Source organism: Streptomyces sp. NPDC014995 (assembly GCF_043080745.1).
Classification (GTDB): Bacteria; Actinomycetota; Actinomycetes; order Streptomycetales; family Streptomycetaceae; genus Streptomyces.
Genome location: NZ_JBIBVX010000012.1, coordinates 113,824 through 135,059 on the forward strand (window position 1 = coordinate 113,824; position 21,236 = coordinate 135,059).

Consider the following 21,236-nt stretch of genomic DNA (forward strand, 5'->3'; position numbering starts at 1 on the left):
GGGGTCAGCCCAGCGTCTCCTCCAGCAGCGTCGCCCACTGGGCCACGACCCGTTCGCGGCGCGGGCCGTCGTCGGTGAGGAGGTTGGCCAGGCCCAGGCCGCGGGCCATGTCCAGCAGGCCCTGGACGGTTTCCCGGACGCCGGGGCGGGACTCGTCGGCGTTCAGCAGTTCCACGGCTATGCGGTGGGTCTCGCGGCCGACGCGGGCCTCCAGCTCCGTCACGCGCGGGCGCAGTTGCTCCTCGTTCGACGCGGCCACCCACAGGTGCAGGGCCGCGCGGAAGAGAGGGCCGGTGTAGAGGTCGACGAGGGCCGAGACGACCGCTCGCCGGTCGCCCGCGGCGCCTTGGGGGAAGAGGGCGCGCAGCGCGAGGGAGCGTTCCTCGGCGACGTACTCGACGGCCGCGGTGAACAGGTCCTCGCGGGTGGGGAAGTGGTGCTGGGCGGCGCCGCGGGAGACGCCCGCGCGTTCGGCGACGACCGAGACGGTGGAGCCTGTCCAGCCGTGTTCGGCGAGGCAGGCCACGGCGGCTTCCAGGAGCCGCTGCCGAGTGGCCCGGCTGCGGTCCTGCTTGGGGGCGCGGTCGCCCGGGACACGGTCGACCGTGGTCACAGCACCCATGGGGGATCCCGTCGTTCGAGGAAGGCCGTCATCCCTTCGCGGGCGTCGGGCTGGGCGAACAACGAGGCGGAGAGCCTGTTCATCTCGCCCGCGTCCTCGGCGAAGGCCTCCAGAACTGTAGCCGTGAGCAGTTCCTTCGTCCGGGCCAGGGCCCCGGGTGCGGCCCTGCGCAGGCCGTCGAGGACGGGGGCGAGGGCGTCGTCCAGGTCGAGGTCGCCGGCGGCCCCGGTGACCAGGCCGATGCGGGCGGCCTCGGCCGCGCCGAAGGTCTCGCCGGTGAGGCAGTAGCGGGCGAGGGCCCGCGGGTCGACGCGGGGCAGCAGCGGCAGGGAGATGACGGCGGGCGCGACGCCGATGCGCACCTCGGTGAAAGAGAAGGTCGCCGCGGCGGAGGCGACCGCGATGTCGCAGGCCCCGAGCAGGCCCAGGCCGCCCGCCCGGACGTGCCCGGCGACCCGGGCCACGACCGGCTTGGGCAGCGTGACGATTCCCTCCAGCAGTCCGGTGAACGCCTCGGCGGGCGGGGGGTCGCGCAGGTCGGCGCCCGCGCAGAAGGTGTTGCCGGTGTGGGTGAGGACGACGGCGCGTACGCCGGGGTCCTGCCCGCACTGGCCGAGTGCGTCGGTCAGCTCGGCCACGAGCGCGCGCGACAGGGCGTTGCGGGTGTCCGGTGCGTCGAGGCTGAGGGTCTCGACACCCCGCGCGCGGGTACGGCCGATCAGTGACGTCATGTGCGTTCCTCCCTGAGCTGTCGGCGGAGGATCTTCCCGGAGGCGGCGCGGGGTACGGCGTCGATGAAGGTGACGTGGCGGACGCGCTTGTAGGGGGCGACCCGCTCGGCGACGTACAGGGCGACCTCCCCCTCGGAGAGGTCGGGCGCGGTGGGCCGGCGGACCACGTAGGCGTGCGGCACCTCGTTGCCGTCGTCGTGGTACTCGCCGATGACGGCGGCGTCGGCGATGCCGGGGTGGGTGAGCAGCAGTGCCTCGAGTTCGGCGGGGGCCACCTGGAAGCCCTTGTACTTGATGAGTTCCTTGACGCGGTCGACGACGAAGAGCCAGCCGTCCTCGTCGACGCGGCCGATGTCGCCGGTGTGCAGCCAGCCGTCGCCGTCGATCATGGCGGCGGTGGCGTCGGGGCGGCCGAGGTAGCCCTTCATGATCTGCGGGCCGCGGATGAGGATCTCGCCGGCCTCGCCCGCGCCGAGGTCCTTGTCGGGGTCGTCGAGGGAGACGATGCGCATCTCGGTGCCGGCGATGAGCTTGCCGACGGTGCCGGCGGGGGCGTCGGCCATGGCGTCGAGGGGGACGACGTGGGTGCCGGGGGACAGTTCCGTCATGCCGTAGGCCTGGCCGACGGGCGGCAGGCCGAGGCGTTCGGCGCAGGCGGCGGCGAGGCCGGCGTCCAGGGGCGCGGCGGCGCTGATGACGTACTCCACGGAGGAGAGGTCGTACTGGGTGACGGCCGGGTGCTTGGCGAGGGCCAGCACGATCGGTGGGGCCACGTACAGGGCGGTGATGCGGTGGTTCTGGATGGCCGCGAGGAAGGTCTCCAGGTCGAAGCGGGGCAGGACGACGACGGTGGCGCCCTTGCGCAGCGGCGCGTTCATCAGCGCGGTGAGGCCGTAGATGTGGAAGAAGGGCAGGACGGCGAGGACGCGGTCGCCGGGGCCGGCCGGGATCGCCGGTTCGAGCTGGGCGAGGTTGGTGGCGATCTGCCGGTGGGTGAGCATCACGCCCTTGGGGATGCCGGTGGTGCCGGAGGAGTACGGCAGGGCCGCCACGTCCTCGACGGGGTCGACGGCGGTCCGCGGCTCGGGGGCGGCCGAGGCGAGCATGTCGATCAGGGAGCGGTGGCCGGAGGCGCTGTCGCAGACGAAGATCTCCTTGACACCGCCCGAGAGTTCGGCGGCCCGGCGGGCCGTCTCCAGCAGCGGTGAGACGGTGACGATCCAGCGGGCGGCACAGTCGCCGAGCTGCTTGGCGAACTCCTCGGCCGTGCAGAGCGGGTGCACGGTGGTGACGGTGGCTCCCGCGCGCGTGGCGGCGTAGAACGCGAGCGGGAAGGCGACGGTGTTGGGGCTGTGCAGGGCGAGCACATCGCCCTTGCGGACTCCGGCGTCGGCGAGGGCGGCGGCGATCCGCCGGTGGAAGCGGTCCACCTGTTCGTAGGTGAGGGTGGTGCCGTCGGTGCCGTCGACGAGGGCCGGCCGGTCGCCGAACTCGGCGGCGCGGCCCAGCACGGCGTCGTGGATGGGGAGTTCTACGGGCGGAACGTCTGCGTACTCGCTGCGGAACATGGTTCCTCCTCGCTCACCGGCGGGTGGCCAGACGGTCAGTACGACTTGGGCAGGCCCAGGGTCTGGTGGGAGACGTAGTTGAGAATCATCTCCCGGCTCACCGGAGCAATACGAGCCACGCGCGCCGCCGTTATCAGCGAGGCGAGGCCGAACTCGCGCGTGAGGCCGTTGCCGCCGAGGGTGTGCACGGCCTGGTCGACCGCCTTCACGCAAGCCTCCCCGGCCGCGTACTTCGCCATGTTGGCGGCTTCGCCCGCCCCGGCGTCGTCCCCCGCGTCGTACAGACGGGCCGCCTTCTGCATCATCAGGCGGGCCAGTTCGAGGTCGATGTGCGCCTGCGCCAGGGGATGGGCGATGGCCTGGTGGGCGCCGATGGGGGTCGTCCAGACGGTGCGCTCGCGCGCGTACGCGACGGCTTTGGCGAGGGCGTGGCGGCCCATGCCGATCGCGAAGGCGGCCGTCATGATCCGCTCCGGGTTCAGGCCGGCGAACAGTTGGAGGAGCCCCGCGTCCTCGTCGCCGACGAGCGCGTCGGCGGGCAGCCGCACGTCGTCCAGGACCAGTTCGAACTGCTTCTCCGCGCCGTGCAGTTCCATGTCGATGCGGTGGCGGGTGAAGCCCTCCGCGTCGCGCGGGACGATGAACAGGCAGGGCTTGAGGCGGCCGGTGCGGGCGTCTTCCGTGCGGCCGACGATCAGGGTGGCGTCGGCGATGTCGACGCCGGAGACGAAGACCTTCCGGCCGGTCAGCAGCCAGTCGGTGCCGTCGCGGCGGGCGGTGGTGGTGATGCGGTGGCTGTTGGAGCCGGCGTCGGGCTCGGTGATGCCGAAGGCCATGAGGCGGGTGCCGTCCGCCAGCGCGGGGAGCCAGGTCCGTTTCTGGGCTTCCGTGCCGAAGCGGGCGATGACCGTGCCGCAGATCGCCGGGGAGACGATCATCATGAGGAGGGGGTTGCCCGCGGCGCCCAGCTCTTCGAGGACCAGGGAGAGCTCGGTGATGCCGCCGCCGCCTCCTCCGTAGGCTTCCGGGAGGTTGACGCCGATGTAGCCGAGCCTGGCGGCCTCTTGCCAGAGGGTCCTGGAGTCGCGCGGGTGGGTGGTGGCGAAGGACGAGACCGCCGCGCGGAGTGCCTTGTGCTCGTCGGGTTCGATGAGGGTGGTCATGATGGCTCCTTCGGGTGCTGCATCGTCGTGGTCGCTCGCGCTCACGCGGCGGAGCCGCCCGAGGGCACGGCCCCGCGCCACTAGGCCGCTTGCACTACCGCCAGCAGAGTGCCGACCTGTACCTGCTGTCCCGTCGTCACCGGCAGGGCGGTCAGCGTCCCCGTGACCGGTGCCGTGATGACGTGTTGCATCTTCATCGCTTCGAGCCAGACGATCGGTTCGCCCGCCTCGACACTCGATCCGGTGACGAGGCCGTTCGCGATCCTGACGACCGTGCCGGGCATGGGGGCGAGCAGGGAGCCCGGGGCGTGCCGGGCCACCGGCTCGGGGAACCGGGGAAGGGCCGTGAGGGTCGTGGCGTTCACGTGCACCTGGTCGTCGTAGCGGGCCACCTCGAAACGGCGCCGGACGCCCTCGACCTCCAGGACGACCAGCCCCGCGTCCGCGTGCACGACCCGCACGCCGTCCGCCGTCAGCCCGGTTCGCGTGTGCCGGTAGTGGACCTCGTGCGGCTCGCCCCCCACGGCGTAGCGCCTGACCTGCGGTTGTGAGGGCAGGTTGCGCCAGCCGCCGAAGCGGGAGCGGCCGTGCGCGTCCGCGAGGGCCGCCGCCAGGGGGGCGTACGGGTCGGGGGCCGGCGCGGTGAGCGTGGTGAGGTGGCGGTCGTAGAAGCCCGTGGTCATGCGGGCCGAGGTGAACTCCTCGTGACGCAGGGAGCGGATCAGGAGGTCCCGGTTGGTCACCGGGCCGTGGATCGTGGCCCTCTCCAGCGCGCCCGCCAGTTTGCGGACGGCCTCCGTGCGGGTGGGGGCGTGGGCGACGACCTTGGCGAGCATGGGGTCGTAGTGGACGCCGATCTCGTCGCCGTCGGTGCAGCCCGTGTCCAGGCGGACGCCGTCGGGGACGGTGAGGCGGTGCAGGGTGCCGGTCTGGGGGGTCCAGTCGTGCGCGGGGTCCTCGGCGTAGAGGCGGGCCTCGACGGCGTGGCCACGCGCGCGTGGGGGCTCGGGGGCCAGGGCGTGGCCTTCCGCGATGCGGAGCTGCTCCGCCACCAGGTCGAGGCCGAAGACGGCCTCCGTCACCGGGTGTTCGACCTGGAGGCGGGTGTTCATCTCCAGGAAGTGCGCCCGGCCGTCGGCGACGAGGAACTCGACGGTGCCCGCGCCGACGTAGTCGACGGCGCGGGCGGCGCGCACGGCGAGCGCGCACAGCTCCCGAGTGAGTTCCTCGGAGAGTCCGGGTGCCGGCGCCTCCTCGATCACCTTCTGGTGGCGGCGCTGGAGGGAGCAGTCGCGGGTGCCGAGCGCCCACACGGTGCCGTGGGCGTCGGCGAGCACCTGCACCTCCACATGGCGCCCGTTCTCGACGTAGGGCTCGACGAAGACCTCGCCGTCGCCGAAGGCGCTCGCGGCCTCGGCGCGCGCGCCGTCCATCGCGGCGCTCAGTTCGTCCAGGCGGCGCACGACGCGCATTCCGCGCCCTCCGCCGCCCGCGGCCGCCTTCACGAGCACCGGCAGGTCGGCCTCGGTGAGGGCGTCCTGGCGCAGGGGCGGGAGTCCCATGAGCGCCTTCGCGCGGGTCTTGGACGCCATCGCCTCGATCGCCTCCGGCGGCGGCCCGATCCAGACCAGGCCCGCGTCCAGGACGGCGCGCGCGAAGTCGGCGTTCTCGGAGAGGAAGCCGTACCCCGGGTGCACGGCGTCCGCGCCCGCCGTCACGGCCGCCTTCACGATCAGGTCGGCGCGCAGGTACGTGTCGGCGGGCGCCGCGCCCGGCAGGCGTACCGCCGTGTCGGCCACGCGCGCGTGCAGGGCGTTCGCGTCGGCGTCCGAGTGCACGGCGACCGTCCGGATCCCCGCCTCACGGCAGGTGCGGAAGACGCGGCAGGCGATCTCGCCTCGGTTGGCGGCGAGCACAGAAGTGATCACTTGGGGGTTCCTCACATCCGGAAGACGCCGAAGCCGCCCCGCGCTCCCTCGTAGGGCGCGGTGTGGACGGCCGACAGGCACAGGCCGAGGACGGTGCGGGTGTCGCGCGGGTCGATGACGCCGTCGTCGTACAGCCGCCCGGACAGGAACATCGGCAGCGACTCGGACTCGATCTGCTGCTCGACCATCGCGCGCAGGGCGGCGTCGGCGTCCTCGTCGTAGGGCCGTCCCTTCGCGGCGGCCGACTGGCGGGCGACGATCGACAGGACGCCCGCGAGCTGCTGCGGGCCCATGACGGCGGACTTGGCGCTGGGCCAGGCGAACAGGAAGCGGGGGTCGTAGGCGCGCCCGCACATGCCGTAGTGGCCGGCGCCGTACGACGCGCCCATGAGCACGGAGAGGTGCGGGACCCTCGAGTTGGAGACGGCGTTGATCATCATCGCGCCGTGCTTGATGATGCCGCCCTGCTCGTACTCTCTGCCGACCATGTAGCCGGTGGTGTTGTGCAGGAAGAGCAGCGGGATGTCGCGCTGGTTGGCGAGCTGGATGAACTGGGCGGCCTTCTGGGACTCCTCGCTGAACAGCACCCCCTGGGCGTTGGCCAGGATGCCGACCGGGTAGCCGTGCAGGGTCGCCCAGCCGGTGGCCAGGCTCGTCCCGTACAGCGGCTTGAACTCGTCGAAGTCGGAGGCGTCGACGACACGGGCGATCACCTCGCGCGGGTCGAAGGGGACCTTCAGGTCGCCGGGGACGATCCCCAGCAGTTCCTCCGGGTCGTACGCGGGAGGCGCGGCGGGGCCGGGATCCTCGTACGCCTTGCGGTGGTTGAGCCGCGCGACCACCCGCCGCGCCTGCCGCAGCGCGTCCCGCTCGTCGACGGCGAAGTAGTCGGCGAGGCCCGACACGCGCGCGTGCATCTCCGCGCCGCCCAGGGACTCGTCGTCGCTCTCCTCGCCGGTGGCCATCCTCACCAGCGGCGGCCCGCCGAGGAACACCTTGGCCCGCTCCTTGACCATGATCACGTGGTCGGACATGCCGGGGATGTACGCGCCCCCGGCGGTGGAGTTGCCGAAGACGACGGCGACGGTCGGGATGCCGGCGGCGGACAGCCGCGTCAGGTCCCGGAAGACGGCGCCCCCGGGGACGAAGATCTCCTTCTGCGAGGGCAGATCCGCCCCGCCGGACTCCACCAGGCTGATGCAGGGCAGCCGGTTGGCGAGCGCGATGTCGTTCGCGCGCAGGGCCTTCCTCAGGCTCCAGGGGTTGCTGGCGCCCCCGCGCACGGTCGGGTCGTTGGCGGTGATCAGGCACTCGACGCCCTCGACGACCCCGATGCCGGTGACGAGCGAGGCGCCGACCGCGTACTCGCTGCCCCAGGCGGCCAGCGGCGACAGCTCCAGGAAGGGGGTGTCGGGGTCGAGGAGCAGCTCGACGCGCTCGCGGGCGAGGAGCTTGCCGCGCGCGCGGTGCCTCGCCACGTACTTCTCCCCGCCTCCCGCGAGCGCCTTGGCGTGCTCGGCGGACAGGTCGGCGAGCTTGGCGAGCATGGCCTCGCGGTGGGCGCGGTAGTCGGGGCCGCGGGGGTCCAGGGCGGACGTGATGACCGTCAAAGGAGGGCCTCCGGAAGGTCCAGGTGGCGGGAGCGCAGCCATTCGCCGAGCGCCTTGGCCTGCGGGTCGAAACGGTGCTGTGCGGCGACGCCGTCGCCGAGGATGCCCTCGACGACGAAGTTCAGGGCGCGCAGGCCGGGCAGGACGTGCCGGGTGACCGTCAGCTCGCGGCTCTCCGGGATCAGCTCCCGGAACCGTTCGACGGTCAGCGCGTGCGCCAGCCACCGCCAGGCCTCGTCCGACCGCACCCACACCCCCACGTTGGCGTTCCCGCCCTTGTCGCCGCTGCGGGCGCCGGCGACGAGTCCGAGCGGGGCGCGCCGGACGGGCCCCGGCGGCAGCGGTTCGGGAAGGGGCGGCTGCGCCACCTCCTCCAGTACGCGGGTGCCGGCGGCCGGGGGTACGGGGATCCGGCGCCCGTCGGGGAGGACCGCTTGGTGCGCGACGGCGTCCTGGGGGACCTGGGCGGCCTCGAAGACGCCGTAGGGGGACCCCTTGCCGGGCGGCGCGAGCACATGGAACCCGGGGTAACTGGCCAGCGCCAGTTCCACGGCCGCACCGCTCGACGCGCGCCCCACCACCTCCTGCCGGGGATCCCGTACGACGAGCCGCAGCAGGGCGCTCGCGGTCTCCTCGGTCCCGGCGTCGGGACGGTCGGTACGGACGAGCTCCCACCGCACCTCTGCCGGCGGGGACTCGGCCAGGGCCCGCGCCATCTGCTCCCGCACCAGCGCGGCCTTGGCCTCGATGTCGAGGCCGGTGAGGACGAAGACGACCTCGTTGCGGAAGCCGCCGAGGCGGGTGCGGCCGACCTTCAGGGCCGGGGGCGGGGCCTCACCGCGCACGCCCTCGATCCGCACCCGGTCCGGGGCCTCCTGGGTGAGCCGTACGGTGTCCAGCCGGGCGGTGACGTCGGGTCCCGCGTACCGGGCGCCGCCGGTCTCGTACAGCAGCTGGGCGGTCACCGTGCCGATGTCGACGAAGCCGCCCGTCCCCGGGTGCTTGGTGATGACGCACCGGCCGTCCTCGTGCAGCTCGGCGAGGGGGAAGCCGGGCCGGCGGACGTCACCGCCGTGCTCCCGGAAGAAGGCGTAGTTGCCGCCGGTGGCCTGCGTCCCGCACTCCAGGACGTGTCCGGCGACGACGGCGCCCGCGAGCCGGTCGTACTCCGTGGGCCCCCAGCCGAAGTGGGCGGCGGCGGGCCCGGTGACGAGGGCCGCGTCCGTCACCCGCCCGGTCACCACGACGTCGGCGCCCTCCCGCAGACAGGCGGCGATACCGAAACCGCCGAGGTACGCGTGGGCGGTGAGGCTGTCGGGGTGGGAGGGGCCGAGGTCGTCGCCCTCGACGTGCGCGACGCGTACGGGGATGCCGAGCCGTTGCGCCGACTTCCGTACGGCGTCGGCGAGTCCGGCCGGGTTGAGGCCCCCGGCGTTGGTGACGATCCGCACGCCCCGGTCGTGGGCGAGGCCGAGGCATTCCTCCAGCTGGCGCAGGAAGGTGCGCGCGTACCCGGCGGACGGATCCCTGAGCCGGTCCCGACCGAGGATCAGCATGGTGAGTTCGGCGAGGTAGTCGCCGGTGAGGACGTCGAGTTCACCGCCGGTGAGCATCTCGCGCATCGCGTCGAAGCGGTCGCCGTAGAAGCCGGAGGCGTTGCCGACGCGCAGGACCGTCATCGCGCGGATCCCTCCGGCGGGCGGCCGGAGCCGGGCGGTCCCGCGAAGGCCTGGGCGATGTCCAGCCAGCGGTCGGCGTCGGGGCCGTACGCGTGGAGGGCGAGGTCGGCGCGGTGGGCGCGCCGGGTGACCAGGAGGCAGAAGTCGAGGGCGGGCCCGGTGACGCGCTGGGGGGCGTCCTCGGGGCCGTACGCCCACGACTCGCCCGACGGGCCGGTGAGTTCGACGCGGACGGGCTCGGTGGGGGCGGGCAGGCCGTGGACGCCGAAGGCGAAGTCACGGGTCCGCGTCCCGAGCCACGCGATGTGGCGGATGCGGTCGGTGGGAGCGCGGGTGACACCCAGGGCGTCGGCGACGTCCTGGCCGTGGGCCCAGGTCTCCATGAGGCGGGCGGTCGCCATGGACGCGGCGGACATGGGCGGGCCGTACCAGGGGAACCGTGCCCCGGCGGGCGCCGCGCGCAGCGCCTCCGCCAGGGCCTGTCGCCCGGCCCGCCAGTCGGCGAGGATCCGGGCGGGCGGCCCGGCGGCACCCTCCTCCGCCCCGTCGTCGACGAACCGGTCCGGCGCGGCCAGCGCCTTCTCGACCTCGCGGGCGAAGGCCTCCTGGTCCGTCACGGCGAGCAGCGCGGCGCGGTCGGTCCAGGCGAGATGCGCGATCTGATGGGCGATCGTCCACCCGGCGGCGGGCGTGGCGAGCGCCCACCGCTCTTCCGTCAACTCCGCGACGAGCGCGTCGAGTTCCTCGCTCTCGCGGTGCAGATCGCCGAACACGTCCACGTGACGCTCCCTCGGGGCACGACGGTGTGTGGTCGGGAGCATGCCAGCACGCCAGGAAACAAGCAAGCGTGCTTGCATTTTTAGGGGGCGCGGGTGCGGCGCGGGTACGCGAGCCGCTGCCGCCCGCTCACGTTCGCCGCCGACGCGAGGGCTCCGGGCGCGGGCGCCGCGCGGGTACCCGAGCCGCTGCCGCCCGCTCGCGTTCGCCGCCGACGCGAGGGCTCGGGGCGCGGGCGCAGGGGGTGGGCGATCCGCGTGGCGTAACCGTCCGGCAGGGCGTGGTGTCGAAGTCGTGCGCTCCCCCGGGGGCGACCCGCGCGTCGCAGCCGTCCGGCAGGGCGGTGACGGAGTCGTGCGCGCCGGCCGCGTCGGCCGCCCGGGCCGCGTGCCGCGCGGCCTGGGCGGCCCGCGCAGGCCGCCCGGAAGACCCCGGAATCTCCAGGCCCTGACGGCCAGCCAGCGCCACCCACCGGAAAGCCCCAGGTGGGGAGCCGTCAGGAAACCGGCCCCGTCGCCTTCCCGCGCCCCACCTGCGTCCGTACGGCACCCATGCTCGCCGCGATGACGAGGGCGATCGCGGCCGCCTCCGTGGCGGACAGGGCCTGGTCGAGGATGAGGAAGCCGGCCGTGGCCGCGAGGGCGGGCTCCAGGCTCATGAGGACGGCGAAGGTGGAGGCGGGCAGGCGGCGCAGGGCGAGGAGTTCGAGGGTGTACGGGAGGACGGAGGACAGCACCGCCACCGCCGCGCCGAGGCCCAGCGTCACCGGGTCGGCCAGCTTCGCGCCCGACTCGGCGATCCCCAGGGGCAGGAAGAGCAGCGCGCCCACCGCCATCGCGAGGGCGAGGCCGTCGGCCTGCGGGAAGCGGCGGCCCGTACGGGCGCTGAAGACGATGTACGCCGCCCACATCGCGCCCGCGCCCAGCGCGAACGCGACCCCCGCCCGGTCGAGGTCGCCGAATCCCCCGCCGCCGAGCAGGAAGACGCCGGCGAGGGCCAGCCCGGCCCAGACGAGGTTGATCGCCCGGCGCGAGGCCAGGACGGACAGGGCGAGGGGGCCGAGGACCTCCAGGGTGACCGCCGGGCCGAGCGGGATGCGGGCGACGGCCTGGTAGAAGAGGCCGTTCATCGCGGCCATCGTGATGCCGAAGACGACGACCGTGCCCCAGTCCGCGCGCGAGTGCCCGCGCAGGCGGGGCCGGCAGACCAGAAGGAGCACGACGGCCGCGACGAGCAGCCGGAGGGCCACCACCCCCAGCGCGCCCGCCCTCGGCATCAGGGTCACCGCGAGCGCCCCGCCGAACTGGACGGAGACACCGCCGGCGAGCACCAGGCCGACGGGTCCGAGAGAGCCGAAGCGGCCGGGGCCGCGCACCGTCCCGGCTGCTGCGGCCGACCGGGCGGGTGTGGCGGTGTCGGGGGTACTCACGGGCGGTCCTGGGGGCTCGACTCGGGCAGGCGTGTTCAGCGCGATGTACTACTCGGTGCAGGGTAGTGGACTCCGGTCAGGTGTGCGAAGGGATTACGCGCCTGTCCCGGCAGTGTCTCGAATACCGGACGCGGACACGGGGCCCGCAGGCCCCGCTCTCTCGCCATCGCCGCACCGCGCCCGCCACGGGTGCGCGCGGCCCGACGTGCGCGCGACCGACGTACGAGCACGCCGACGTACGGGCGGTCGACGCACGGACGGGCCGACGTACGGGCAGGCCGACGTACGGGCAGGCCGACGTGATGTACGGGCGCCCGTGCCGCCCTCAGTGCCGCCGCGTCATGTACAGCTCCAGTGCCTTGTGCAGCAGCCGGTTCAGCGGGAAGTCCCACTCCCCCAGGTACTCCACGGCCTCTCCGCCCGTGCCCACCTTGAAGCGGAGCAGGCCGAGCAGGTGGTTGGAGTCCTCCAGGGTGTCGGTGATGCCCCGCAGGTCGTAGACGCCGGCGCCGAGTTCGTGGGCGTCGCACATCATGCGCCACTGCATGGCGTTGTTGGGCTGGACCTCGCGCTTGCGGCTGGTGGAGGCGCCGTACGAGTACCAGACGTGCCGGCCCACGGTCAGCATGGTGGCCGCGGCGAGGACGTCGCCGTCGTGGTGGGCGAGGTAGAGCCGCATACGGTCGGGGTGTTCGGCGTTCAGCGCGGTCCACATGCGCTGGAAGTAGGGCAGGGGGCGCGGGATGAAGCGGTCGCGTTCGGCGGTCTCGGTGTAGAGCGTGTAGAAGGCCGGCAGGTCCTCGTAGCCGCCGCGGGCCACCTTCACCCCCGCCTTCTCCGCCTTCTTGATGTTGCGCCGCCACTGCTGGTTGAGGCCGCCGTGGATCTCCTCCAACGACCGTCCCGCGTACGGCACCTGGAACACGTACCGCGGCTGTCCGGCGGCGAAGCCGTCCTCGCCGCCGGGTTCGGCCCGCAGCCAGCCGGCGCGGCGCAGCCGGTCGGCGACGTCGACGGCGCGCGGCTCGTGCGAGGTCGCCTCGGCGTCCCGCAGGCGGTGGGCGTCCGGGTCGGCGATGGCCGCCTTGACGGCGTCGGCACTCCAGCGCCGTACGACGACGGGCGGGCCCATCTTCACCGAGAACGCGCCCCGCGCCTTGAGATGGGCGAGCATCGGCTCCAGCCAGCGCTCGACGAGATCCGGCGCGAACCAGTCGACGAGCGGCCCCTCGGGCAGATACGCCAGGTACTTCCTCAGCTTCGGCAGCGGCCGGAACAGCACCAGCCCCGCCCCGACGAGCCGGCCCTCCTCGAACCAGCCCACGCTCTCCGCCCGCCAGTCCGGCTTCACGTCGCCCCACGCGGGGATCTGCATGTGGCTGGCGGAAGGGAGGGCCTCGACGAACGCCAGGTGCTCGTCACGGGTGATGGACCGGACAGTGAGGATCATGCGCGGGGCTCCTTCGGAATGATCGCTGCGGCCATCGCACGACCGTTCCGGCCAGCCTAGGAGGCCATCCACGGCCGTCCCGGAGACCGAAGGCCCCCAGCGCCCGCGTGTCCCCCACCCGCGCGCGCAGGCGGACGTCCGCCCACTCGGCGGTCGCCTTCTGCGCCCCTTCCGCCACCACCTCCACCACACCTGGCGGCTGTGACGTCCTCCGCCCCCGGCCGTCACCTCCACCACACCTGGCGGCTGTGACGTCCCCCGCCCCCGGGGCCGTCACCTCCTCCGTCGCCCCTCTTCTCCGTCCGGCCCTTCTCGCCCGTCCAGCCCCTCCGCCAGCACTTCCGCCAGGTGCCGCCCCCGCACCCCCGCCAGTTGTTCCAGCTGTGTCCGGCAGGAGAAGCCGTCCGCCAGGACCACCGCGCCCGACGGCGCCTCGCGCACGGACGGCAGGAGCTGTTCCTCCGCACACGCCCTGGACACCTCGAAGTGCCCCGGCTCGAAGCCGAAGTTCCCGGCGAGGCCGCAGCAGCCGCCGCTCAGGTCGCCGGTGAGGCCGGCGGCCTCGCGCAGCCGGCGGTCGGCCGTGTCGCCCAGGACCGCGTGCTGGTGGCAGTGGGTCTGCCCGACCGCCGGGCGGTCCAGCCGGGGCGGTCTCCAGCCGGGAGCGTGCCGCTCCAGGGTTTCCGCGAGGGTCAGGACGCGGGCGGCGAGGCGGGCCGCGCGCGGGTCGTCGTGCAGCAACTCGGGGAGGTCGCCGCGCAGGGCGGCCGCGCAGCTCGGCTCCAGCACGACGACCGGGGCGTCCGTCTCCAGCACCGGCTCCATCAGCTCCAGGGTGCGGCGCAGCACCACGCGCGCGTGGTCGAGCTGCCCCGTGGAGATGTACGTCAGGCCGCAGCAGACGCGGTCGCGGCGGGCCGTCAGCAGGGCGGCCGCGGATCGCGACCGGGCGTCCCCGACCGGCCGGCCGCGCATCCGCAGCGTCGGCGGCAGCGCCACCCGCAGCCCGGCCGCCTCCAGAACGCGTACGGCCGCCCGTCCGACGGACGGTGAGAGGTACTCGGTGAAGGTGTCGGGCCACAGCACGACCAGCTCACCGCCGTCGGCGGCGGCACCGGTGGTCATCGCCCGCCCCCGCCTCCGCCACCACCGGCCGAACGGCTCCGTCGCCAGGCGGGGGATGTCCCGCTCCGGCGCGATCCCGCCGAGCCGCTTCGCCACCCGCCCCAACGGTCCGACGGCCGCCAGGGTGTTGAGCAGCGGTGCCGCGCGCGTACGGGCGGCCCAGCGCAGCCACAGCGGCAGACGGCCCATGGAGTAGTGGGCGGCCGGGCGGCGGCGGCCCGCGTAGTGGTGGTGGAGGAACTCCGCCTTGTACGTGGCCATGTCGACCTCGACCGGGCAGTCGGATCGGCAGCCCTTGCAGGACAGGCACAGGTCGAGGGCGTCGCGGACCTCCGGGGAGCGCCAGCCGTCGGTGACCAGCTCACCCGCCAGCATCTCGTGCAGCAGGCGGGCCCGCCCGCGCGTGGAGTGCTCCTCGCGGCCCGTCGCGCGAAACGACGGGCACATCACGGCCGGCCCGGTCGCCGTCGTCGTACGGCACTTGGCGACGCCGACGCAGCGGCGGACCGCGGCGGAGAAGTCGCCGTGGTCGCCGGGGTAGCCGAAGGCCACGTCGACGGGCTCACGCGGCAGGACGGAGAAGCGGAGGCCGGCGTCGAGGGGCGCGGGGCGGACCAGCATGCCCGGGTTGAGCAGGTCGTCGGGGTCCCAGACCGTCTTCGCCCGGGCGAAGAGGGCCACCATCTCCTCCCCGTACATGCGCGGCAGCAGCTCGGCGCGGGCCTGTCCGTCGCCGTGCTCCCCGGACAGCGAGCCGCCGTGCGCGACCACCAGGTCGGCCAGTTCCTCCGAGAAGCGCCGGAAGCGGGCGATGCCGGTGTCCGTGAGCAGGTCGAAGTCGATGCGGACGTGGATGCAGCCGTCCCCGAAGTGTCCGTACGGCGTGCCGCGCAGGCCGTGGGCGGCCAGCAGGGCGCGGAAGTCCCGAAGGTAGGCGCCGAGCCGGGCGGGCGGGACCGCGCAGTCCTCCCAGCCGGGCCAGGCCTCGGAGCCGTCCGGCATCCGGGTCGCCGTACCGCTGGCGTCCTCCCGGATCCGCCACAGGGCGCGCTGCCCGGCCGGGTCGGTCACCACGGCCGCGTCGACGACGTCCGCCGCGCGCACGATCGCCTCCGCACGCGCGCGTGCCCGCGCCGCCGACTCGCCGCCCGTCTCCACGAACAGCCAGGCCGCGCCGCGCGGCAGCTCCGCCGCCGACGGCACCAGGTCGGCCGCCATCCCCTCGACCGTCAGCGGCCGGTACGGCAACAGCCCGGCGGCGGCCTCGGCGGCGGCACTCTCGTCGGCGTAACCGAGGACCGCGAGCGCACGCGCGCGCGGTGCCTCGACGAGGTCGACGACCGCCTCCGTCAGCACGGCCAGGGTGCCCTCGGAGCCGCAGAAGGAGCGGGCGACGTCGGCGCCCTTCTCCGGCAGCAGCGCGTCCAGCGCGTACCCGGAGATCCGGCGGGGCAGCTCCGGGAAGCCGGTGCGCAGCCGCGCCAGCTCGCCCTCGACGAGGGGCCGCAGCCCGTCCGGTGCCCCCGCCCACTCCCGCCCGAGCCGCAGGCGCCGCCCGCGCGCGGTGACCACGGACAGCTCGCGCACGCTGTCCGCGGTCGTCCCCCACGCCACCGAGTGCGAGCCACAGGAGTTGTTGCCGATCATGCCGCCGAGCGTGCACCGGCTGTGCGTGGCGGGATCGGGGCCGAAGCGCAGCCCGTGCGGGGCGGCGGCCTCCTGGAGCCGGTCCAGGACCAGCCCGGGCTGCACGACGGCCGTCCGCGCGACCGGGTCCAGGGCGATCAGCCGGTTCAGGTACCGCGTGAAGTCCAGCACCACGCCCGTGCCCGTCGCCTGGCCCGCGATCGACGTGCCTGCGCCCCGCGGGACGACCGGCACGCCGTGGGCCCGGCACACCTCCAGCACGGCCGCCACGTCGTCGGCGTCCCGCGGGGCGACGACGCCCCGGGGGACCCGCCGGTAGTTGGACGCGTCCATGGTGACCAGCGCCCGGGAGGTGACGTCGAAGCCCACGTCGCCCCGGACGGCCCTGCGCAGCTCGGCCTCGAGATCCGTCATGCGTCCAGGATGCACCTCGTCACCGACAGTGACGGGAACGCCGGTCACCTCGTAGTTCCGCACAGGTCCGAACGCCGGAGATCTCGTCTCATCGAACGGACACGTTTCCGCGCCGTTTCCCCTAGGGGATACCCTCCGGACCGTGGCTGAGATCCAGATTCCTGCTGACATCAAGCCCGCGGACGGTCGATTCGGCGCGGGTCCCTCCAAGGTGCGGGTGGAGGCGCTGGACGCCCTGGCCGCCACCGGTACGTCCCTCCTCGGTACCTCCCACCGCCAGGCCCCGGTGAAGAACCTGGTCGGCCAGGTCCGTGAAGGCATCAGCGAGCTGTTCCAGCTCCCCGACGGCTACGAGGTCGTCCTCGGCAACGGCGGCTCCACCGCCTTCTGGGACATCGCGACCCACGGCCTGATCGAGAACAAGTCGCAGCACCTCAGCTTCGGCGAGTTCAGCTCCAAGTTCGCCAAGGCCGCCAAGCTGGCTCCCTGGCTCGCCGAGCCCACCGTGATCTCCTCCGACCCGGGCACCCACCCCGACCCGGAGGCCGAGGCGGGCGTCGACGTCTACGCCTTCACGCACAACGAGACGTCCACCGGTGTCGCCGCCCCCGTGAAGCGGGTCGAGGGCGCCGACGAGGGCGCGCTGGTCCTGGTGGACGCCACCTCCGGCGCCGGCGGCCTCCCGGTCGACATCGCCGAGACCGACGTCTACTACTTCGCCCCGCAGAAGTCCTTCGCCTCCGACGGCGGCCTGTGGATCGGGGTGTTCTCCCCGGCGGCGATCGAGCGCGCCGAGCGCGTCCACGCGTCCGGCCGCCACATCCCGGAGTTCTTCAGCCTCCCCACGGCGATCGACAACTCCCGCAAGAACCAGACGTACAACACCCCGGCGCTGGCCACCCTCTTCCTGCTGAACCAGCAGCTGGAGTGGATCAACGGCCAGGGCGGCCTCGACTGGTCCGTCCGCCGTACCGCCACCTCCGCGCGGACGCTGTACGGCTGGGCCGAGGACGTCAAGTACGCCAACCCCTTCGTCACCGACCCGGCCAAGCGCTCCCAGGTCATCGGCACGATCGACTTCACCGACGAGGTCGACGCCGCCGCCGTCGCCAAGGTCCTGCGCGCCAACGGCATCGTCGACACCGAGCCCTACCGCAAGCTCGGCCGCAACCAGCTCCGCGTCGCCATGTTCCCGGCGATCGACCCGGCGGACGTCGAGGCACTCACCAAGTGCGTCGACCACGTGATCGAGAAGCTGTAGTCGTCGTCCCTACGACGGTGAAGGGCGCCCGGCGAACACCGGGCGCCCTTCTCCGTGTCACGGCCAGGCCGCCCGGGCAGCCCGGGCCGGCTAGGCCGCCGTACAGCTCACACTCGGCACACCCCCGCCCCCGGGCGTGCCGCCGAACCCGAAGCTCGCCGAACCGCCCGCCGGGACGGTCCCGTTGTGGGCGGCGTTCGACGCCGTCACCGTCGGTCCGCTCTGGGTGTACGACGCGTTCCACATGCTGGTGACCTTTTGCGCGCCGCTCCAGGTCCAGGTCACCTTCCAGGAGTTGAGCGGCGCGGTCCCCGTGTTGGTCACCTTCACCTCGGCGTTGAAGCCGCCGCCCCAGTCGCTGCTGACGGTGTAGGCGGCGGCGCAGGCGGCCGTGCCGCCGCCACCGCCACCACCGCCACCGCCACCGCCGCTTCCCCCGCCGGCCGGGAAGCCCGGCGCCTTGATGCTCGCCAGGTACCCGTCCTTCACGGTGTCCACGGTCGACCAGTCGTCCTTGAGGATCCCGCCGGTGTCGCCGGAGTTGGGGTTCCACGACCAGAAGGTCCAGTGGAAGCTGTCGGCGCCGTACGCCGACGTCGAGCGCAGGTAGGTCACCAGCGCCGCCAGCCACTTCTGGTCCACGCCCGACTGGAGCGTCGTACCGAACTCGCCGAGCCAGACCGGGGCGATGTTCTGCTTGAAGACGTAGCCCCAGTACTTGTCCCAGATGCCGGGCAGGTTGTCGGGGAACGACGGGTCGCTGAACCAGGGCTGCTGGGCGACACTGGTGGCGTAGTCGTGGGCGGAGTACACCAGCCGGTTGGGGACGTCGAGCTGGACGGGGTACTGGGCCACGCCCATCAGGTTGCCGCCCCACCAGCCGTTGACGCCGTTGTGCGACTGGACGCCCTCGACCATGATCAGCAGCTCGGGGTTGACGGACAGGACGGCGTTGCCCGCCCGCTGGGCCGCGAGGCGCCAGTCCCGCGCGGTGTCGCCGCAGCCCCAACAGGCCGGGTCGTGCGGCTCGTTGTGCAGATCGATGCCGATGACCGTGGAGTTGCCCTTGTATCGGGTCGCCAGGGCCTTCAGGTTGGCGATCCACGTCGACTCGGGGACCGCCGAGGTGTACCAGAGCGCCGACTGGCCGGCCGCGTCCGGGCGGTGCCGGTCGAGGACGACCTTCAGGCCCGCCTGACCGGCGTACGCCACGATCCTGTCGAGCACCTGGAGGGACGTCAGGCCCTGGAGGTCGGCGTTCTTCCCGTCGGAGAAGTTGACGCTGTCCGGCATGGTGCCGCTCTTGAGGATGTCGTCGCTGAACGGCATGCGGATGGTGTTGTAGCCCAGCGACTTCATCTGGTCGATCATGCTCTTGTAGTCGCGGGCCCACAGGCCGTGGACGACGTGGTTGCCGGTCTCGAAGCCGAACCAGTTGATGCCGGCGATCCGGACCGGCTGCCCGGCCGCGTCGAGGATCTGGCGGCCGCTGGTGTGCCAGTAGCCGGCGCCGGCCTCGGCCGCACCGGCTTGCGCCGTTCCGGCGTCGGCCGCGCGGGCGCTCTGCGCGCCCGCCGCCAGCGGTAACAGCAGGGCCGCGACGACGGCGCACAGCGCTCTGCGCAGGTTGCGGAACATGTCGTTGCTTCCTCTCGGGGGAGGCGCGGGCCCGGAACTTATGGGAGCGCTCCCACAACACCGCGCACCTCCCAGGAAACTGACACAACATGACCACGTCAAGGCAACGGACAGCACCGGCGACGGACGATGCCGACGACGGCGACGAGGGCGCCGACGACGGCGGCGGCACCGGGACAGGTGCCGCCGCCGTGGCGCGCCGCCTCAGGTCCACCCGGGTCGGGTGAGCGCCCCTGTCACGGCGACCCGGACGGGCTGGACCGGATGCGGCGGGACGATGATGCCGCGGGACGATCGGGCCGGGCGGGACGTACGGACTGAACTGCCACCCGCTCGGCATCCCCCGCTCTCACCGGCTCAGCTTCTGGAACCTCCGTACCGCCAGCGGCAGGAAGATCACCGTCAGCACCACCGGCCAGATCCCCGCCATCAGCAGCGCGTGCTGTTCGACCCAGGAGTCACCGCCCCCGCCCGGCGTGCCCAGCAGTTCGCGTGCGGCGGCGGCCGTCGAGGAGATGGGGTTCCAGGCGGCCACGAAGCCCAGCCAGTCCGGCATGAGCTGGGGCGCGACGAAGATGCTGGAGATCATCGTCAGCGGGAAGGCCACCACGAACAGTCCGCCCGCCGCCTCCGGGTTGGGGACCAGCAGCCCCAGCCACACGCCGATCCAGATCAGCGCGAAGCGGAGCCACAGCAGCAGTCCGAACGCGGCCAGGAAGCCCCAGCCCCCGTCCGGCCGCCAGCCCATGGCGAACGCGGTCAGCATCATGATCGCCAACTCGGCGCAGGCGATGACCAGATCGGTCACCCCGCGTCCGGCGACCACGGCCGAGGAGGCCATCGGCATGGAGCGGAACCGGTCGATGACGCCCTTGGTGGAGTCGTGGACCACGAGGGTCGCCGTGTTGATGAAGCCGAACGCCATCGTCATCACGAACATGCCCGGCATCAGGAAGTCCTTGTAGTCCCCGCCGCCGGGCACCTGCATCGCGCTGCCGAAGACATAGCCGTAGAGGAGGACGGAGAGGATCGGGAAGCCCAGTTGCCAGGCGATGTTGACCGGTTGGCGCTGGTAGTGGGTCAGGCCGCGGCGGACGATGTTCCAGCAGTCGGCCAGCACCCAGTACGTGCGGCCGTGGCCGCTCTTCGAGGTCAGTTCGAGGGTGCTCACGCGGCGGCCTCCTTCTCCCGCTCGTCCCGCGAGACGTCGGTGCGGTGTCCGGTCAGGCGCAGGAACACGTCGTCGAGGCTCGGCCTGCGCAGTCCGATGTCCTCGACGGGCACGCCCTCGTCCTGGAGGGTGCGCGCCACCTCGGTGAGGGCGGCCACCCGGTCGGTCACGGGCGCGTGCACCCGCGACTCGCCCTCGTCCGCCTCCGGTTCGCCGTCCGAGACGCGGGCGACGACCTTCACCACGCGCGCGATGTCGGACCGCTCGGCGACCACGACCTCGATGCGGTCACCGCCGACGCGGTCCTTCAGCCCGTCCGGGCTGTCGTCGGCGATGGCCCGCCCCTGGTCGATGACGGTGATCCGGGAGGCGAGCTTGTCGGCCTCCTCCAGGTACTGCGTGGTCAGCAGCACGGTCGTACCGCCCGCCACCAACGCCCGTACGGACTCCCAGACCTCGCCGCGGCTACGGGGGTCCAGTCCCGTGGTCGGCTCGTCGAGGAAGAGGACGGCCGGGGCGAGGATCATCGAGGCGGCGAGGTCGAGGCGGCGCCGCATGCCGCCGCTGTACTTGGCGACGCCCCGGTCGGCGGCGTCGGTCAGGTCGAACTGCTCCAGGAGTTCGGTCGCCCGCAGTCGTGCCCGCTTCCCGCCCAGGTGGAACAGCCGCCCGAACATCTCCAGGTTCTGCCGTCCGGTGAGCACCTCGTCCACCGCCGCGTACTGTCCGGTGAGCCCGATCCGGGCGCGGACCTCGCGCGGCTGCCGGGCGACGTCCAGGCCGGCCACGCTCGCCCGGCCGCCGTCCAGCCGGACCAGCGTGGACAGGATGCGCACGGCGGTGGTCTTGCCGGCGCCGTTCGGCCCGAGCAGGCCGTGCACGGTGCCCTCACGGACGGCCAGGTCGAAGCCGTCCAGGGCGCGTTTCTCGCCGTACCTCTTGTGAAGTCCCTCGGCGTGCACGGCGTATCCGTCGGTCATGGGTCCCCCTTCCACTCAACTGGGTACAGCGTACCCGATTGCG

16 protein-coding genes are annotated in these 21,236 nt (G+C 73.4%); 2 read left to right on the plus strand and 14 right to left on the minus strand.

Annotated elements, in window-relative coordinates; genetic code table 11:
• Nucleotides 1-4: 4 nt before the first annotated feature.
• The 11 genes from ACF1A1_RS24010 to ACF1A1_RS24060 all read right to left on the minus strand — a co-directional run bounded on the left by ACF1A1_RS24010 (nucleotide 5) and on the right by ACF1A1_RS24060 (nucleotide 16,143).
• Entirely contained in the window at nucleotides 5-622 is a 618-nt protein-coding gene (locus ACF1A1_RS24010; RefSeq protein WP_392002562.1) for a TetR/AcrR family transcriptional regulator, read from the minus strand.
• Nucleotides 610-1,353 (minus strand): enoyl-CoA hydratase family protein, encoded by a 744-nt coding sequence (locus ACF1A1_RS24015; protein WP_392002563.1) that lies wholly within the window; start codon nucleotides 1,351-1,353, stop codon nucleotides 610-612. Before ACF1A1_RS24015 ends, ACF1A1_RS24010 begins: the two co-directional genes overlap by 13 nt.
• A complete protein-coding gene (locus ACF1A1_RS24020) occupies nucleotides 1,350-2,921 on the minus strand; it encodes a 4-coumarate--CoA ligase family protein (protein ID WP_392002565.1) in 1,572 nt (523 codons plus the stop codon). The genes ACF1A1_RS24015 and ACF1A1_RS24020 overlap by 4 nt, the downstream gene beginning before the upstream one ends.
• A 35-nt stretch (nucleotides 2,922-2,956) precedes the next feature.
• Nucleotides 2,957-4,084: an acyl-CoA dehydrogenase family protein gene (locus ACF1A1_RS24025; protein ID WP_392002567.1), complete on the minus strand. Its 1,128-nt coding sequence runs from the start codon at nucleotides 4,082-4,084 to the stop codon at nucleotides 2,957-2,959.
• 80 nt (nucleotides 4,085-4,164) lie between these two features.
• Nucleotides 4,165-6,012: a biotin carboxylase N-terminal domain-containing protein gene (locus tag ACF1A1_RS24030; RefSeq protein WP_392002569.1), complete on the minus strand. Its 1,848-nt coding sequence runs from the start codon at nucleotides 6,010-6,012 to the stop codon at nucleotides 4,165-4,167.
• 11 nt (nucleotides 6,013-6,023) lie between these two features.
• Complete coding sequence (locus ACF1A1_RS24035; protein WP_392002571.1) at nucleotides 6,024-7,622, minus strand: acyl-CoA carboxylase subunit beta; 1,599 nt, start codon at nucleotides 7,620-7,622, stop codon at nucleotides 6,024-6,026.
• Nucleotides 7,619-9,301 carry an acyclic terpene utilization AtuA family protein gene (locus ACF1A1_RS24040; protein WP_392002573.1) on the minus strand — a complete coding sequence of 561 codons (1,683 nt, stop codon included), beginning with the start codon at nucleotides 9,299-9,301 and terminating at the stop codon, nucleotides 7,619-7,621. Before ACF1A1_RS24040 ends, ACF1A1_RS24035 begins: the two co-directional genes overlap by 4 nt.
• Nucleotides 9,298-10,080 (minus strand): TIGR03084 family metal-binding protein, encoded by a 783-nt coding sequence (locus ACF1A1_RS24045; RefSeq protein WP_392002575.1) that lies wholly within the window; start codon nucleotides 10,078-10,080, stop codon nucleotides 9,298-9,300. The genes ACF1A1_RS24040 and ACF1A1_RS24045 overlap by 4 nt, the downstream gene beginning before the upstream one ends.
• 494 nt (nucleotides 10,081-10,574) lie before the next feature.
• Nucleotides 10,575-11,507: a DMT family transporter gene (locus ACF1A1_RS24050; protein ID WP_392002577.1), complete on the minus strand. Its 933-nt coding sequence runs from the start codon at nucleotides 11,505-11,507 to the stop codon at nucleotides 10,575-10,577.
• A gap of 325 nt (nucleotides 11,508-11,832) precedes the next feature.
• Complete coding sequence (locus ACF1A1_RS24055; RefSeq protein ID WP_392002579.1) at nucleotides 11,833-12,957, minus strand: lipid II:glycine glycyltransferase FemX; 1,125 nt, start codon at nucleotides 12,955-12,957, stop codon at nucleotides 11,833-11,835.
• A gap of 273 nt (nucleotides 12,958-13,230) precedes the next feature.
• On the minus strand, nucleotides 13,231-16,143 hold the full coding sequence (locus ACF1A1_RS24060; protein ID WP_392002581.1) for an FAD-binding and (Fe-S)-binding domain-containing protein: 2,913 nt from the start codon (nucleotides 16,141-16,143) through the stop codon (nucleotides 13,231-13,233).
• A 142-nt stretch (nucleotides 16,144-16,285) separates the two neighbouring features.
• On the opposite strand from ACF1A1_RS24060, the gene serC reads away from it, so the two are divergent.
• Complete coding sequence (gene serC / locus ACF1A1_RS24065; RefSeq protein WP_392002583.1) at nucleotides 16,286-17,404, plus strand: phosphoserine transaminase; 1,119 nt, start codon at nucleotides 16,286-16,288, stop codon at nucleotides 17,402-17,404.
• A 90-nt stretch (nucleotides 17,405-17,494) separates the two neighbouring features.
• Here serC and ACF1A1_RS24070 read toward each other — a convergent pair whose 3' ends face one another.
• Nucleotides 17,495-19,042: a cellulase family glycosylhydrolase gene (locus ACF1A1_RS24070; protein ID WP_392002585.1), complete on the minus strand. Its 1,548-nt coding sequence runs from the start codon at nucleotides 19,040-19,042 to the stop codon at nucleotides 17,495-17,497.
• An 89-nt stretch (nucleotides 19,043-19,131) separates the two neighbouring features.
• Here ACF1A1_RS24070 and ACF1A1_RS24075 point away from each other — a divergent pair, with 89 nt between their 5' ends.
• The gene (locus ACF1A1_RS24075; protein ID WP_392002587.1) at nucleotides 19,132-19,269 is read left to right on the plus strand and encodes a hypothetical protein; all 138 of its coding nucleotides are present in this window, start codon (nucleotides 19,132-19,134) and stop codon (nucleotides 19,267-19,269) included.
• Nucleotides 19,270-19,391: 122 nt separating this feature from the next.
• Here the strand turns inward: ACF1A1_RS24075 and ACF1A1_RS24080 are convergent, their stop codons facing one another.
• Together ACF1A1_RS24080 and ACF1A1_RS24085 are read right to left on the minus strand one after the other, a co-directional pair.
• Nucleotides 19,392-20,213 carry an ABC transporter permease gene (locus ACF1A1_RS24080; protein ID WP_392002589.1) on the minus strand — a complete coding sequence of 274 codons (822 nt, stop codon included), beginning with the start codon at nucleotides 20,211-20,213 and terminating at the stop codon, nucleotides 19,392-19,394.
• Entirely contained in the window at nucleotides 20,210-21,193 is a 984-nt protein-coding gene (locus tag ACF1A1_RS24085; protein ID WP_392002591.1) for an ATP-binding cassette domain-containing protein, read from the minus strand. Before ACF1A1_RS24085 ends, ACF1A1_RS24080 begins: the two co-directional genes overlap by 4 nt.
• Nucleotides 21,194-21,236: the final 43 nt, after the last annotated feature.

Excerpts from the sequence above, each read along its gene's own strand:
- ACF1A1_RS24015 (WP_392002563.1), bottom strand. The coding sequence starts at position 1,353 with ATGACGTCACTGATCGGCCGTACCCGCGCGCGGGGTGTCGAGACCCTC.
- ACF1A1_RS24060 (WP_392002581.1), bottom strand. The coding sequence starts at position 16,143 with ATGACGGATCTCGAGGCCGAGCTGCGCAGGGCCGTCCGGGGCGACGTG.
- ACF1A1_RS24020 (WP_392002565.1), bottom strand. The coding sequence starts at position 2,921 with ATGTTCCGCAGCGAGTACGCAGACGTTCCGCCCGTAGAACTCCCCATC.
- ACF1A1_RS24010 (WP_392002562.1), bottom strand. The coding sequence starts at position 622 with ATGGGTGCTGTGACCACGGTCGACCGTGTCCCGGGCGACCGCGCCCCC.
- ACF1A1_RS24075 (WP_392002587.1), top strand. The coding sequence starts at position 19,132 with ATGACCACGTCAAGGCAACGGACAGCACCGGCGACGGACGATGCCGAC.
- ACF1A1_RS24070 (WP_392002585.1), bottom strand. The coding sequence starts at position 19,042 with ATGTTCCGCAACCTGCGCAGAGCGCTGTGCGCCGTCGTCGCGGCCCTG.
- ACF1A1_RS24040 (WP_392002573.1), bottom strand. The coding sequence starts at position 9,301 with ATGACGGTCCTGCGCGTCGGCAACGCCTCCGGCTTCTACGGCGACCGC.
- ACF1A1_RS24085 (WP_392002591.1), bottom strand. The coding sequence starts at position 21,193 with ATGACCGACGGATACGCCGTGCACGCCGAGGGACTTCACAAGAGGTAC.
- ACF1A1_RS24055 (WP_392002579.1), bottom strand. The coding sequence starts at position 12,957 with ATGATCCTCACTGTCCGGTCCATCACCCGTGACGAGCACCTGGCGTTC.
- ACF1A1_RS24025 (WP_392002567.1), bottom strand. The coding sequence starts at position 4,084 with ATGACCACCCTCATCGAACCCGACGAGCACAAGGCACTCCGCGCGGCG.